Origin of the sequence: Lysinibacillus sp. BNK-21, assembly GCF_048684915.1 — a bacterium.
GTDB classification, from domain to species: domain Bacteria; phylum Bacillota; class Bacilli; order Bacillales_A; family Planococcaceae; genus Lysinibacillus; species Lysinibacillus capsici.
Genome location: NZ_JBLQTS010000001.1, coordinates 1,993,588 through 2,006,952 on the forward strand (window position 1 = coordinate 1,993,588; position 13,365 = coordinate 2,006,952).

Genomic DNA, 13,365 nt, shown 5'->3' on the forward strand with positions numbered 1-13,365 from the left:
GGTAAAAAACTTTATTTGAAAAGGTATTATGTCATAAATAATTTATTTAGAAAGGTGAAGGACCATGGATCATATTGATACACAAATATTACAGCAGTTACAGCAAAATGCCAAAATCTCTATGAAGGAATTAGCCACTACCGTTCATTTATCCTCTCCTGCCGTTATTGAAAGAATCAGAAAGCTAGAGGAGCAGGGGGTGATTGAGGGCTATCATGCAAAGGTAAATCTGAAAAAGATGGAGCGTACGATTGAAGCCATTATTTTATTTAAGTCCATTGATTGTAAAAGTCTTTCTTCATTTTGTAATGCTCATCCTGATGTTTTGGCATGTTATCGAGTGGCTGGGGAAATTAGCTATATTGTTAAATTAGCGACCTATTCAGTAGAAACATTAGAACAATTTATTGATGCGGCTATGCCCTATGGCACACCTTCTACTAATATCGTGTTATCTTCAACGGAAAAACAAGTGATTACACCATTTGCTGACAATGATTTGGAGTAAATGACAAAAAAAGCAAACCTCGAAGCCGTGAGCACCGTTTATAGGGTAGAGAGGAGGAAGAATGTTGCTAATTCATGAACTGGAAAGAATAATGGAACAGCATACAGAGAGGCTTATTCGTCTTGCCTTTTACTATGTGAGAGATTTACAAAGTGCTGAAGATATCGTACAGGATGTCTTTATTAAGTTCTATGATAATCAGCAAAACTATGAGGAACGCGGGGAGCTAAAGGCGTATTTATCGAAATTAGTTAGTAATCGAAGTAAAGATTATTTACGCAGCTGGACCTATCGGAAAATTCAAGTGCAACAGAAGATTTTTCCGCAGCAAACCGTTATGAGAAGAGATATGCTTGTACAGCAAGATGAACGTACTTTGATTGAAAATGCGATTCTAGCTCTCCCTTTCAAACAGCGAGAGGTCATTATACATTTTTATTTTGAAGAAATGCCTGTGGTAGATATTGCAGAGCTGTTAACGATTCCTGAAAGCACCGTCAAAACAAGGCTACGTCGTGGGCGAGAGTTATTGAAGCTACAATTACAGCATGTTGAATGGGAGGTGCTCCTGCATGAGTAAAATGGATGCTCGCGTAGTAAGGGATTTATCAGAAAGTAAAAAGCGTGTGATGACAAATGTGGTTCAGCATTTACAGCAACGCCAAGAAAAAAAATCTGCAAAACGCTGGCCATATGGTGTTTTGGCTATGATTTTAAGTGTCTGCATAGGGCTGTTTATATATCAGCAATATAATGAACAACAACAGCAAGCTTCTACTATTCCACCCGTATTAGATGAGCGGATTTTAGAGCTATATTTACAACTTGATTCTTTTATGAACGGAAAGAATCGTTTATATAAGGCAAGCTTTGATAACCTTTTATATTTAGAATCGACCTTTGCTTATGCGCAATCGAAAAAACTAGTACCTACACAAGAGCAAGTAGATAAGGCACTCGAACAGTTCATGGAAGAGTGGAGCTATGAGGATGATACTCGGCCAACTTATGATAAGCTTCTGCAAATGTTGCAAGTCACAAACGAAGGGTTTATAGAGAACTATGGCAAGCCAATTGCCTATAAAATGGCTACATTTGACTTGTTATGGGAGGCAAGCCAAGCCGATTATAAGGATGTAAGTAGTCCCATTCGTACATGGCTTGTCGAGCAAGAAGCCATGAATTATTTAGAACAACATTATCATAAAGACATTGCTTCCTTACGAGAAAAATATAAAATCCCTGAAAAGGACAGCCAAATGAAGCTCATCAGAAGTGGAACGGTCTTAGCGATCAAGGAACATGAATTTTTAGTTGTCTCAGGCGTCTTGGCTAGCGAGGTTGGGCAAAAATCTGTCGATGAATTAGTGCAAAAACATAGTAATGGTACATGGTTCCCTCTAGTGGATGTCCCGCAAACACTATCAGTTGGTGATCGAGTAGAAGTTCAATATAGACAGTCGATTGGGAACGATGACGCTCAGCCATTCATTGATTATAAGGATATCGTAGAAATGAAAATAGTAAAGGAATCTCACTAACAAGAAGCTAGACATTCTCGTGCTATTCAATAGTAAAACATTGCTGAAGAGCTTTTTGATTCAAACCATTCAACAGCCACAATATGCTGATCTCCATCAAAGTATTGCCACTTGTCTCAACGAAATTTTTTAAGATTGTCCTCCGTTGACAGACAATTGGTAATTTGCTAAGATGAAGGACAATAAAAGCATACAAATTCGTTGATGAGAAAGAGTAGTGTTTCACTTTGTTCTACAGAGAGCCGACATTTGGTGGAAGTCGGTGTGCAGGTGTTACATGAAAATCCTCTCTGAGAAGATTAGCTGAATGGAGTAAGCTAATCCGGGTGTCTACCGTTAAAAAGAACACGTATGATTGTACGTTGCTGAGTGCTATTGGCCATCGTGTCAATAGAATTAGGGTGGTATTCGCGGTTAACCCCGTCCCTTTTCCTTGGGACGGGGTTTTTTGTATGCCTTTTATACAAATTTGCTTGTATAGGAGGAACTAATATGCAGAAAGAACAAAAGAAAGAAACAACGGTTGAACGAGAAACAAGGATTCGTACATTATGGGCGCAAGAAGGGACCTTTGCAAAATCCGTAAGTAATCGTGCTGAACAGCAGCCCTTTGTATTTTATGAGGGACCCCCAACAGCGAATGGTTTACCACATGTCGGCCATGCATTTGGTAGAACCATAAAAGATGTGGTGGCACGTTATAAAACAATGCAAGGCTATTTAGTTGAACGAAAAGCAGGTTGGGATACACATGGGTTGCCTGTGGAATTAGGGGTAGAAAAGGCATTAGGAATCTCAGGAAAGCAGGAGATTGAGAACTATGGGGTGGAGCAATTTATTCAAGCATGTAAGAAGAGCGTTTTTACCTATGAGCAAAAATGGCGTACTTTTACAGAGCAGCTTGGCTACTGGCTTGACATGGATGATCCTTACACAACATTAAGTAATGACTATATTGAATCTGTGTGGCATATTTTAAGCCATGTTCACAAGGAAAAACTGTTATACCAAGGACATCGCGTTTCACCTTATTGCCCTAGCTGTCAAACTTCCTTAAGCTCTCATGAGGTGGCACAGGGCTATAAGGATGTTAAGGATTTATCCGTTACTGCAATGTTTAAGCTAGAGGATCGAGACGAATATATCTTAGGCTGGACAACGACGCCTTGGACATTACCAGCCAATGTAGCCTTGGCTATGAATCCTGCTCTTCGATATGTCCGTGTAAGGCATGCAAACAGCATCTATATACTAGCTAAATCGTTGGTATCAAAGGTTTTTTCAGAGCCTGTAGAAATATTAAGTGAGCATGACGGACAGGAGTTTGCAGGTGTTTCCTATCTATCACCATTTTCCTATGTTACCGTCGATAAAGGGCATATCATTGTCATGGCAGATTATGTGACAGAGCATAGTGGAACAGGAATTGTACACATAGCGCCTGCTTATGGAGAGGACGATTATAAAACGGTGCAGCAACATGGCTTGTCCTTTGTCAATGTAGTTGATCTTAAAGGCTGTTATACAGAAGCGGTACCTGAGCTTGTTGGACGATTTGTGAAAGATTGTGATGTCGATATCATTAAAATGCTTGCAGCAAAAGAGCTTTTATTTGCTAAAGAAAAATATGAGCACAGCTATCCGCATTGCTGGCGCTGTGATTCACCATTATTGTACTATGCAACAGATAGCTGGTTTATCAAAATGTCGGCATTAAAAGAGCAGCTTTTACAAAATAATCAGCAGGTGACATGGTACCCTAGCCATATTAAGGATGGACGATTTGGCAACTTCCTAGAAAACTTAGTGGATTGGAATATTAGTCGTAATCGTTATTGGGGAACACCACTCAATGTGTGGATTTGTCAGGATTGCAATCATGAGGAGGCACCTAATAGTGTTGCAGCGCTACAACAATTAGCCAAAGGAGCTGTCAATGAACAATTAGAGCTGCATAAGCCATTTATAGATGACATTGTCTGTACCTGTCCTGTCTGCCAGGGCAACATGAAACGTACGCCTGAAGTTATCGATGTTTGGTTTGACAGTGGCTCGATGCCATTTGCCCAACAGCATTATCCTTTTGAAGACGTAGCGAACTTTCATCATCTGTTTCCAGCAGATGTGGTCATTGAGGGCATCGACCAAACGCGAGGATTTTTCTATAGCTTATTAGCAGTATCGACCTTGTTTACAGGAAAACCACCTTATAAAAATGTGCTATCGTTAGGGCATGTACTCGATGAGCATGGACAGAAGATGTCCAAAAGTAAAGGCAATGCATTAGAGCCTGTTGAGTTAATCCAGGAGTATGGAGCAGATGCTCTACGTTGGGCATTTTTAGTTGATAGCTCACCATGGAATCCAAAGCGTTTTTCGAAGAAAATTGTCTTAGATGCGAAATCTAAGCTAGTGGATACACTCGACAATACGTTTAAATTTTATGACATGTATGCCCAAATCGATAACTTTACGTATGATGCTACAAATACAGGTACACGTTCACAGCTAGATCATTGGATATTGTCCCGCTTACATCACACTATCCAGCTTGTCACAACCTCTATGGATGATTATCAATTTACACAGGCTACAAGGGAAATTGGTCAATTGGTGGAAGAGTTAAGCAATTGGTATATACGTCGTTCACGTGCTAGATTTTGGGCAAATGGAATGACAGCAGATAAACGAGGTGCATTTAGCACACTTTACGAGGCACTGACATCCATTTGTCAATTAATAGCACCGTTTACACCTTTTATAGCAGAGGATATCTACCATCAACTATGTGGAAAAAGTGTTCATCTTGAGGAATATCCAATATTCGACGATCAACTAGTGGATGTGAAACTTGAACAAGAAATGGCAACGGTCTTAACAGTTGTCGAACTTGGACGTAGCATTCGCAATAGTCAGGGAATAAAGGTCAAGCAGCCTTTAAGTGAACTCATTGTTGCCCTAAAAGGTGAACTGTCGGATTACCAAGCCTATAGCGAACTCATTCAGGATGAGTTAAACATCAAAGCTTGTAGATGGACACATGATTTTTCAGCCTATGAAAGCGTGCATTATAAATTGAATTTTAAAACAGCGGGAGCGGCATTTGGTCCAAAGGTTCATCAAGTAAAAGAGTATGTGTTGTCATTAACAGAGGAAGAGAAACAAAGGTTACAACATCATGAAACTGTGGATCTCATGATGGACGGTCAACAGCTAACATTATTAAGAGAACATGTAATAGCTGAATCAATCGTCAAGGACCATTATATTTTAGCGGAGGATAGCACTTGCCGTGTCTTGATGAATGTTCAACTTACAGAGAGCTTACTACAAGAAGGGCAAATACGAGAATTGATTCGTACTATACAAGATGCACGAAAAAAATGGCAGCTACCAGTGGCGCAATATGTATCGATTGCCTTTAATGGTAGTGCAGGGGTACTTTTCATGATTCAGCAGCACGAAGCTTTATTACAAGAAAATGTATTAGTCAAAGCTATTCATTATGGTGAGCAATGGCCTCATGCAAAATCCATTGAGACGGCATTGTTTAATGAAAAGCTCACTTTATTTGTTTCTCTATAAAAGAAAAGCTCAGGGTTACCTCCTGAGCTTTTTCTATGTACGTTAAAATAAGCCACTTGCGAGATAACATGCTGTTGCCCAAATAAAGACGGCGGAGCATTTATTAAATAGTCGCATCAATTTTCCAGAGCCGTCTAGTTTTTTGAACGAGGCGCCAGTCAATGTGAGACCGAAAAACCATAGCCAGGAAATGAACACACAAGCAACAGTGAACATTATTTGCTCGGTTCCACTATATTTTAATGCGCTTGTACCAATAACACCGATTGTATCTAAAATAGCATGTGGATTTAGAAGTGACACAGAGAGTGCGAAGAGAATTTGTTTTTTTATAGGCAATGCTTCGCTATTTTCAGTGTTTGCTGGATTTGAACGCCAAATGCTATAGCCCATGTAAAGTAAAAAGATGATACCAATAGTCATTAAAGTGATACGCAACCATTCAAACTGTAGAACAATTAATGACAGACCGAATACCGCAAGTAGAATAAGCAGTGTATCACAGATCGCAGCAGTCACACCTGCTGGCAAAGCGCGTAATAAACTTGGTTGTGTAGCACCTTGTGAAAAAACAAAAACATTTTGTACACCTAATGGCAAAATGAGTCCAAATGCTAAAATGATCCCATGAAGAAAAGCTTCCAATGACCATTCCTCCTTTCTTTACTTATTTTAGATATGGTATAACTAAAAGAAAACGACCAATTGGATGGTTTTTTATCCACCCAATTTCATTGCATGGAAGGAGAAGGAACATGAGCTGGCAGCCGAATAGACGAAGTGATAATACATTACAGCAGCAGATTGTACAGTGGATAACAGCCAATGTGGAGCGAGGAGACTGGGCAGCAGGGACAAAACTACCTACCCAAAGACAGCTGGCCATGCAGTTCGATGTGAATCGTAGCACAGTTCAGCAGGCTTTGGAGGAATTAAAAGCAATGGGCATTCTTGAAGCAAAGGTAGGCTCTGGTGTTTATGTTACGCACAATTCCTGGCATGCATTAATCCAACAAACACAGCCGAATTGGCAAACTTATATCGAAACAAGCATCCACAAGCCAAACTACCACACCATCCAATTAATTAACGAATACGAACAGCGCGAGGATGTAATTCGTTTAGGAACGGGAGAGCTAGCACCCAGTTTGTTGCCTACCGAGGAAATAGAAGCTTCACTGCGAGAGCTATCCTTTCAACCCAAAGCATTAGGCTACTCTTCGCCACAAGGTAATGATCAGCTTCGTAAAGCTATTTGTAAATATGTTCAAAAAAGAGGCATTCCTGCTGAGCCTCAAAACGTCTGTATTGTTTCAGGTGCACTTCAGGCACTACAATTAATTGCTGTTGGCTTATTAGAGCAAGGGTCTATTGTGTTTCAGGAGCCAACCTCCTATTTAAATTCTGTTCACCCTTTTCAGTCAGTTGGCATGCAAATGATTAGTATTGAACGTGATGTACAGCTTGCTCAAACATTAGCGCAAAGGAAACGAAAGAAACAAGCCGTGTTTTATGCCATTCCTACTTTACATAATCCAACAGGTCATGTATGGACAACACGAGAAAAAGAACAGCTATATGAAGCTTGTCAGGCATCACGGATTCCGATTGTAGAAGATGATGTTTATCATGAATTGCTTTTTGAAGAGGCATCACCGCCGCTTAAGGCCATGGATAATAGCGGACAAGTTCTTTATATTGGCAGCGTCTCTAAAACCTTAAGCCCAGGGCTACGCATTGGCTGGCTCATCGGTCCAACCACTGTCATTGAGCGATTAGCCGATATAAAAATGCAAACAGACTATGGCTCAAGTGCCATTTCTCAGGAAATTGTCCTACATTGGCTGCAATCAGGAAAATATGAAAAGCATCTCGCAGGATTACGTCAACAATTACAGGAGCGAGCCGATTTTACGGAACAGCTTTTAAAGGAGAAGTTTACAGATGTGGCGAATTGGAGCAAACCAAGGGGAGGCTTTTATATTTGGCTCAAGTTTCATGAGCCGCTTGTAGATAAAGACTTCTTTATGAAGCTGTTGCAGCAGCAAGTATTAATCAATCCAGGCTATATCTACGATCCACAAGATCATCATCATATTCGTCTATCCTACGCCTATGCAACCTATGAAGAATTACAGGAAGGCTTACAAATCCTACATGAATGTGCGGTGGAGGCTATTGGACGAAAGAGTAAGTAAGGACTTACCCTGAAGTTAGGAAAACGAGAGAAGGTTGCTCTAAAAGTGATCAAAGAAGTGAGAAACCCGCTCTAAAGTGGTTGAGAAACGATCAAACAAGTAAGGAATCCGCTCCAAAGTAGATGAGAAGTGATCAAACAACTGAAGAACTCGCTCGAAAATTAGCGAAAAGTGATCAATATAGCAAGCTCCTCTCTCAATAAAGTATCTATGCTTAGTAGCCAACCCACTGCCAGAAAAGAAAGTGAATAATCCAAGCTGTGTATCCATACATTTTAGAAGAATAGAAGTATTTTATTTTGATTACAAACATAAAGAGGTGAACGATTGGAAAATTTGCCACCGGGTTATTTTCAGGTGCCTCAGCCTATTCGAGGTGATGGGGCTGGAGGGGTGGATAAGGGGCCACGGGATATTATGAGGGATTTAGAAAATCCTGATATGCTAGTGCCACCAACGACTGATGCGGGTTTGATTCCTAATTTACGATTCTCGTTTTCAGACACGCATATGACCTTAAATCAAGGTGGGTGGTCACGGGAAATTACGGTTCGTGAATTACCGATTGCTACGACTTTGGCGGGTGTGAACATGAGTTTGACACCAGGGGGCGTACGTGAGCTGCACTGGCATCAACAGGCAGAGTGGTCTTATATGCTGCTTGGCCATGCTCGCATTACAGCTGTCGATCAGAATGGTTGTAACTTTATAGCGGATGTGGGACCCGGTGATTTATGGTATTTTCCACCTGGCATTCCTCATTCCATTCAAGGACTTGAGGATGGCTGTGAATTCTTATTAGTATTTGATGATGGGCATTTCTCCGATCTGAACACACTGTCAATTTCAGATTGGTTTGCTCATACGCCAAAAGAAGTGTTATCAGCGAATTTTGGGGTTCCTATTCATGCTTTCGATCACATCCCGAGTGAACAGGTATATATTTATCAGGATCGGGTTCCGGGGCCAATTGATTCTCAGAAAGTGCAATCTCCATATGGTGAGGTTCCGCAAACCTTTAAACATCGTTTGTTGGCACAGCCTCCATTAAAAACACCTGGAGGCAGTGTGCGCATTGTCGATTCGACTAATTTTCCAATTTCTAAAAATATCGCGGCTGCACTGGTGGAAATTGAGCCAGGGGCGATGCGGGAGTTGCATTGGCATCCTAACAACGATGAATGGCAATATTATCTGCAAGGAAAAGGCCGTATGACAGTTTTCACAGGGAATGGAACGGCTCGAACATTTGATTATCGGGCGGGAGATGTTGGCTATGTCCCATTTGCGACGGGGCATTATATTGAAAATACTGGAACAGAGCCATTATGGTTTTTAGAAATGTTTAAAAGTGATCGATTCCAGGATGTGTCCTTAAATCAATGGATGGCGTTAACGCCGACAGAATTGGTGCGAAGTAATTTACAGGTCGGTCCTGAGCTGCTTGAGGCTCTCAGAAAAGAAAAATGGCCGGTTGTAAAATATCCTGGTTTTTCCTATTATCCGAAATAAAGAAAGCAGGTGAGGAAGTTCTCACCTGCTTTTAGTTTAATATTGATATTTTTTGCGTGTCATTAGCAAAATAGCGATGGCTGGTATTGTACAAATGAGCATGGCTGCGAAGGACAGACCTGGTGATATTTCGTATAAATAGCCACCTAAAAATGTAAGGATGGCGGTACTTAAGCCCATAGCTAATGCAGAGTATAAACCTTGTGCATTGGGGATTTGTTCCTTTGGTAGCGCTTTTGTTAAGTAGCGAATAAAGGCAAAATGGGCTAATGCAAAGGATAATGCGTGCAAGGTTTGAGAAGCGATAAATACCCAGACATTTGGGAACAAAAAGATAAGTAACCAACGTAGGGAAGAGCCGCTCGCTGCTAAGAGTAATAAGGATGATGAGCGCCATTTCGTCAATAACGTATCAGCCTTCATAAAGTAAAGAATTTCGCAAATAACAGCGATATTAATAATCATACCCATATAGAATGGATCAACCTGTAAATCTTCTAAATAAATATAACCGTAGCTATAATAGGAGGCATGTGCACCCTGTAGCAAGATCACGATGAATAAAACAATCGGGAAACCTTTGATAGTCCATAGTGTTTTCATCGACAATGATTTTGCACGCTGTTCTTTTGTTGGTACTACGAGTAATTCCTTTGGTGTTGCTAATTGTTGCATAAGTAACATGCCCACCAACCCTATAATCATGCTCCAGAAGATGATGTTCTTTCCAAAAACCCCGGTCAGCATACTAATAATTAAAACAGCGATGACAAAGCCAAATGAACCATAGGAACGGCTTTTACCATAATGAATATTGCCATACTGCACAAGCGTAGCGGCACTGCTTTCCACAGCAGGTAATAGTGCTGGGTAAAAAACACTAAATAAAATGGTCACGATTAATAATGCTGTAAAGCCTGTGCTTGGAATATAGAGCAAGGCAGTTAGCAACGAGCCTATTGCTAAAATTGTAATGAGTCGTTTATTGTGTACGTATTTTGCAAGTGTTGGGAAGAAGAAGAGATTGGATGTGGCACGAGCTAGGAGCCCACAGCCCATCACTACACTTGCCTGCGAGACGGTTAGATGTTTCGCATCCACCAGCCAACCTGTCCAGTAGGGTAAGAAAATGCCCCAAGTGATAAAAAATGTAAAGAAATTCTGAGAAAGCCATCGTTGATTGTTCATATAATTTCCGTACCTCCATTAACTATGTTGAATAATAGCATGTTCATCGCTACAATAATGTGAGATATCTCATATTTTTTATAGGAGAGAGTAAAAAATGCATATTTTAACAGCTGAAGCCCGTACCCATTATCTTGAAAAATATCCGATCGATGATTTTTTCTCATTTGATATCAATCCCTATTTAGAAGTCCGCCAGTTTGACAAGGGGGAGTGGATCTTCCAGGAAGGCTCCTTTCCAGACACCGTGTATTACATGATAGAAGGAAAGGCGAAGCTCTATATGACACATAAAAATGGGAAGGTATCTCTTATTGAATACCTAGAGGCTCCTCTTTTTATGGGGGAAATTGAATTGTTAAATGAGGCTAGGTATACAAAGGGGATACAAACCGTCACCAAAACAATTTGCTATTCGATTACACAGTCATGTAAGGAGAAGTTACTTGCGGATGCTTTGTTTTTACGTAGACTTTGTGTATTTTTAGGGGAAAAAGCGACAAAAATGACATCTAAATATACACAAAATCAGGCCTATCCGCTGGAAAATCGCTTAGCAGCCTTTATCCAATTATCAGCCGACCAAGGTGTCTACAAGGAAAAACATACGGAAATCTGCGAATATTTAGGGGTCTCTTATCGCCATTTACTATATGTCTTGGCACAGTTTTGTGATGAAAGGATATTGGAAAAGCGTAAGACAGGCTACCAAATTATTGATAAAAATCGTCTCGCACAACTGGCACAGGAAGTACTATGAAAACAACCATTCCATAAAGGTTGCCTATTAGTGCAGATCAGCTGAGGGAATTAATTCAATTTTATAAGTTATAAATTAAAAAGGATTTGACTTCTTTAAATGAAGTCAAATCCTTTTTTGTTGTATTCACTTTTTTTAATTAACCAGCGAGCGATATCCTTACCACTATGGTAAAAGTCCACTTCATTTACCTTGTTTTTTTGGATGGAGAGGTCAGGGGTGTTTTCTAAAACGTCAAAAGGTAAAACACCGATACATAAATGATTATTTGTTGGAAAATCTCCTTGTTGCTTACTGCCACTTTGTATCGATTCACTATGCTTGTTCATTGAGTTTTGTGTCATATGGAATGCAAGTAGTTCTCCTTGTGCCAATGCTGTCCTTGATGAGTAACCAGTACTTTTCATTCAACATGCCCCCTTTTGTCGTTACAGTTATTGTACAAGACTAAGTGGGAAAATAGCCGTTATTTACAAGGCTTTTACAATAACTTTAAGGTTCATGGAAAATTTAGTGATTTGTAACCGTATTCATACCATTATGGGATAAAAACCATAGAAAACTGATATAAATTCTTTTTAAAAAACTCATACTCAAACTATTGTGAATTTTTCTAACACGAAGTATTATTGTAATTAGATTTAACGTGAAAGTTTTCACAAAGTCGCGAAATCGTTAGGAGGAATTTTTAATGAGTGCAATTCGAGTAGGTATTGTAGGATATGGAAATTTAGGACGTGGTGTGGAGTATGCCATTTCACAAAATCCAGATATGGAATTAGTAGCAGTGTTCACACGACGTGATCCTTCAACAGTAAACGTAGCAAGCAATGCAAGCGTATATTTAGTAGATGACGCTGAAAAATTCCAAAACGACATTGATGTTATGATTTTATGTGGTGGTTCTGCAACAGATTTACCAGAGCAAGGTCCACATTTTGCACAATGGTTTAATACAATTGATAGCTTCGATACACATGCGAAAATTCCTGAATTTTTCGATGCTGTAGATGCAGCGGCACAAAAATCTGGTAAAGTATCTGTTATCTCAGTTGGTTGGGATCCAGGTCTATTCTCTTTAAATCGTCTACTTGGAGAATCAGTATTACCAGTTGGTACAACATATACATTCTGGGGCGATGGCCTAAGTCAAGGACATTCAGATGCTGTTCGTCGTATTGAAGGCGTAAAAAATGCTGTTCAATACACATTACCGATTAAAGAAGCGGTAGAACGTGTTCGTAACGGTGAAAACCCTGAACTAACAACACGTGAAAAACATGCACGTGAATGTTGGGTTGTATTAGAAGAAGGTGCAGATGCAACAAAGGTTGAACAAGAAATTGTCACAATGCCTAACTATTTCGATGAATATGACACAACAGTGAACTTCATTTCTGAAGATGAATTTAAAGCAAATCATACTGGTATGCCACATGGTGGTTTTGTCATTCGCAGTGGTGACAGTGGTGCAAACGATAAACAAATTCTCGAATTCTCATTAAAACTGGACAGTAATCCAAACTTTACATCTAGCGTATTAGTGGCTTATGCACGTGCAGCACACCGTTTAAGTCAAGCGGGTGATAAAGGGGCGAAAACAGTATTTGATATCCCATTCAGCCTACTTTCGCCAAAATCAGCTGCTGAATTACGTAAAGAATTACTATAAACGTAGCTAATGATCCCGATTATCATTGAGTTGATAATCGGGAATTTTTTTAAGCCTAATTTTTTGCTAAAAGTAATGCTTCCTTTATAGCAAGAATAGCCTTTCTAGTTGCCACTGTTAAATTTTCTTTCATAAATGGTACTAAGTCTTTTGGAATTGCAATAACCACATATCCATACTTCACTCAAATTCCTTCGCTCGGTAAAGCAGTTCCATTATAATCGGAACTCGTATAATCTCTATATTTAAAAGCGGTTCATTTAGCCACTTTCCTTCTAAATTTTAGTAATATAACAGGATACTAAAATTGGGAAGAAAATACCCACTAAATTCAACTTCCATCCCTCAAACAAAAAATGGGGATAAAATCTATAAAAATACATAAAAAATATGGTAAACTG

12 protein-coding genes and 1 other annotated feature are annotated in these 13,365 nt (G+C 39.7%); of the genes, 8 read left to right on the top strand and 4 right to left on the bottom strand.

Translation table 11 applies throughout. From position 1 onward, the window contains the following. Positions 1-64: 64 nt before the first annotated feature. The 4 genes from ACMGGO_RS10175 (at position 65) to ileS (ending at position 5,634) form a co-directional block, all read left to right on the top strand. Positions 65-508 carry an Lrp/AsnC family transcriptional regulator gene (locus tag ACMGGO_RS10175; protein WP_048393120.1) on the top strand — a complete coding sequence of 148 codons (444 nt, stop codon included), beginning with the start codon at positions 65-67 and terminating at the stop codon, positions 506-508. Between the two features lie 64 nt (positions 509-572). Then, positions 573-1,088: a sigma-70 family RNA polymerase sigma factor gene (locus tag ACMGGO_RS10180; protein WP_081011042.1), complete on the top strand. Its 516-nt coding sequence runs from the start codon at positions 573-575 to the stop codon at positions 1,086-1,088. After that, a complete protein-coding gene (locus ACMGGO_RS10185) occupies positions 1,081-2,049 on the top strand; it encodes a DUF3221 domain-containing protein (protein WP_420281868.1) in 969 nt (322 codons plus the stop codon). The genes ACMGGO_RS10180 and ACMGGO_RS10185 overlap by 8 nt, the downstream gene beginning before the upstream one ends. Positions 2,050-2,241: 192 nt before the next feature. After that, positions 2,242-2,480 (top strand) — a binding site (T-box leader). Positions 2,481-2,541: 61 nt separating this feature from the next. After that, positions 2,542-5,634, top strand: a complete 3,093-nt coding sequence (gene ileS, locus ACMGGO_RS10190; RefSeq protein ID WP_420281869.1) for an isoleucine--tRNA ligase — start codon at positions 2,542-2,544, stop codon at positions 5,632-5,634. A 42-nt stretch (positions 5,635-5,676) separates the two neighbouring features. Here the strand turns inward: ileS and ACMGGO_RS10195 are convergent, their stop codons facing one another. Then, entirely contained in the window at positions 5,677-6,279 is a 603-nt protein-coding gene (locus ACMGGO_RS10195) for a LysE/ArgO family amino acid transporter (protein ID WP_054550253.1), read from the bottom strand. A 110-nt stretch (positions 6,280-6,389) separates the two neighbouring features. Here ACMGGO_RS10195 and ACMGGO_RS10200 point away from each other — a divergent pair, with 110 nt between their 5' ends. Both ACMGGO_RS10200 and ACMGGO_RS10205 read left to right on the top strand, forming a co-directional pair. Then, a complete protein-coding gene (locus ACMGGO_RS10200) occupies positions 6,390-7,832 on the top strand; it encodes a PLP-dependent aminotransferase family protein (RefSeq protein WP_326140975.1) in 1,443 nt (480 codons plus the stop codon). Positions 7,833-8,159: 327 nt separating this feature from the next. Next, positions 8,160-9,344 (top strand): oxalate decarboxylase family bicupin, encoded by a 1,185-nt coding sequence (locus ACMGGO_RS10205; RefSeq protein WP_054550252.1) that lies wholly within the window; start codon positions 8,160-8,162, stop codon positions 9,342-9,344. A gap of 36 nt (positions 9,345-9,380) precedes the next feature. On the opposite strand, the gene ACMGGO_RS10210 is transcribed toward ACMGGO_RS10205, so the two are convergent. Then, positions 9,381-10,532: an MFS transporter gene (locus tag ACMGGO_RS10210; protein WP_048393107.1), complete on the bottom strand. Its 1,152-nt coding sequence runs from the start codon at positions 10,530-10,532 to the stop codon at positions 9,381-9,383. 97 nt (positions 10,533-10,629) lie between these two features. Here ACMGGO_RS10210 and yeiL point away from each other — a divergent pair, with 97 nt between their 5' ends. Next, positions 10,630-11,292, top strand: a complete 663-nt coding sequence (gene yeiL, locus ACMGGO_RS10215; protein ID WP_054550251.1) for a transcriptional regulator YeiL — start codon at positions 10,630-10,632, stop codon at positions 11,290-11,292. A gap of 95 nt (positions 11,293-11,387) precedes the next feature. Here the strand turns inward: yeiL and ACMGGO_RS10220 are convergent, their stop codons facing one another. Beyond that, a complete protein-coding gene (locus tag ACMGGO_RS10220; RefSeq protein WP_066036665.1) occupies positions 11,388-11,699 on the bottom strand; it encodes a hypothetical protein in 312 nt (103 codons plus the stop codon). A 284-nt stretch (positions 11,700-11,983) separates the two neighbouring features. Between ACMGGO_RS10220 and ACMGGO_RS10225 the strand changes: the two genes are divergently transcribed. Further along, on the top strand, positions 11,984-12,964 hold the full coding sequence (locus ACMGGO_RS10225; RefSeq protein WP_009371727.1) for a diaminopimelate dehydrogenase: 981 nt from the start codon (positions 11,984-11,986) through the stop codon (positions 12,962-12,964). Positions 12,965-13,019: 55 nt separating this feature from the next. Here ACMGGO_RS10225 and ACMGGO_RS10230 read toward each other — a convergent pair whose 3' ends face one another. After that, positions 13,020-13,148 carry a hypothetical protein gene (locus ACMGGO_RS10230; protein ID WP_009371726.1) on the bottom strand — a complete coding sequence of 43 codons (129 nt, stop codon included), beginning with the start codon at positions 13,146-13,148 and terminating at the stop codon, positions 13,020-13,022. Positions 13,149-13,365 lie beyond the last annotated feature (217 nt).

What these genes read in the sequence shown, in the direction of transcription:
- ACMGGO_RS10175 (WP_048393120.1), top strand. Translation starts at nt 65, where the DNA reads ATGGATCATATTGATACACAAATATTACAGCAGTTACAGCAAAATGCC.
- ACMGGO_RS10185 (WP_420281868.1), top strand. Translation starts at nt 1,081, where the DNA reads ATGAGTAAAATGGATGCTCGCGTAGTAAGGGATTTATCAGAAAGTAAA.
- ileS (WP_420281869.1), top strand. Translation starts at nt 2,542, where the DNA reads ATGCAGAAAGAACAAAAGAAAGAAACAACGGTTGAACGAGAAACAAGG.
- ACMGGO_RS10200 (WP_326140975.1), top strand. Translation starts at nt 6,390, where the DNA reads ATGAGCTGGCAGCCGAATAGACGAAGTGATAATACATTACAGCAGCAG.
- ACMGGO_RS10210 (WP_048393107.1), bottom strand. Translation starts at nt 10,532, where the DNA reads ATGAACAATCAACGATGGCTTTCTCAGAATTTCTTTACATTTTTTATC.
- yeiL (WP_054550251.1), top strand. Translation starts at nt 10,630, where the DNA reads ATGCATATTTTAACAGCTGAAGCCCGTACCCATTATCTTGAAAAATAT.
- ACMGGO_RS10220 (WP_066036665.1), bottom strand. Translation starts at nt 11,699, where the DNA reads ATGAAAAGTACTGGTTACTCATCAAGGACAGCATTGGCACAAGGAGAA.
- ACMGGO_RS10225 (WP_009371727.1), top strand. Translation starts at nt 11,984, where the DNA reads ATGAGTGCAATTCGAGTAGGTATTGTAGGATATGGAAATTTAGGACGT.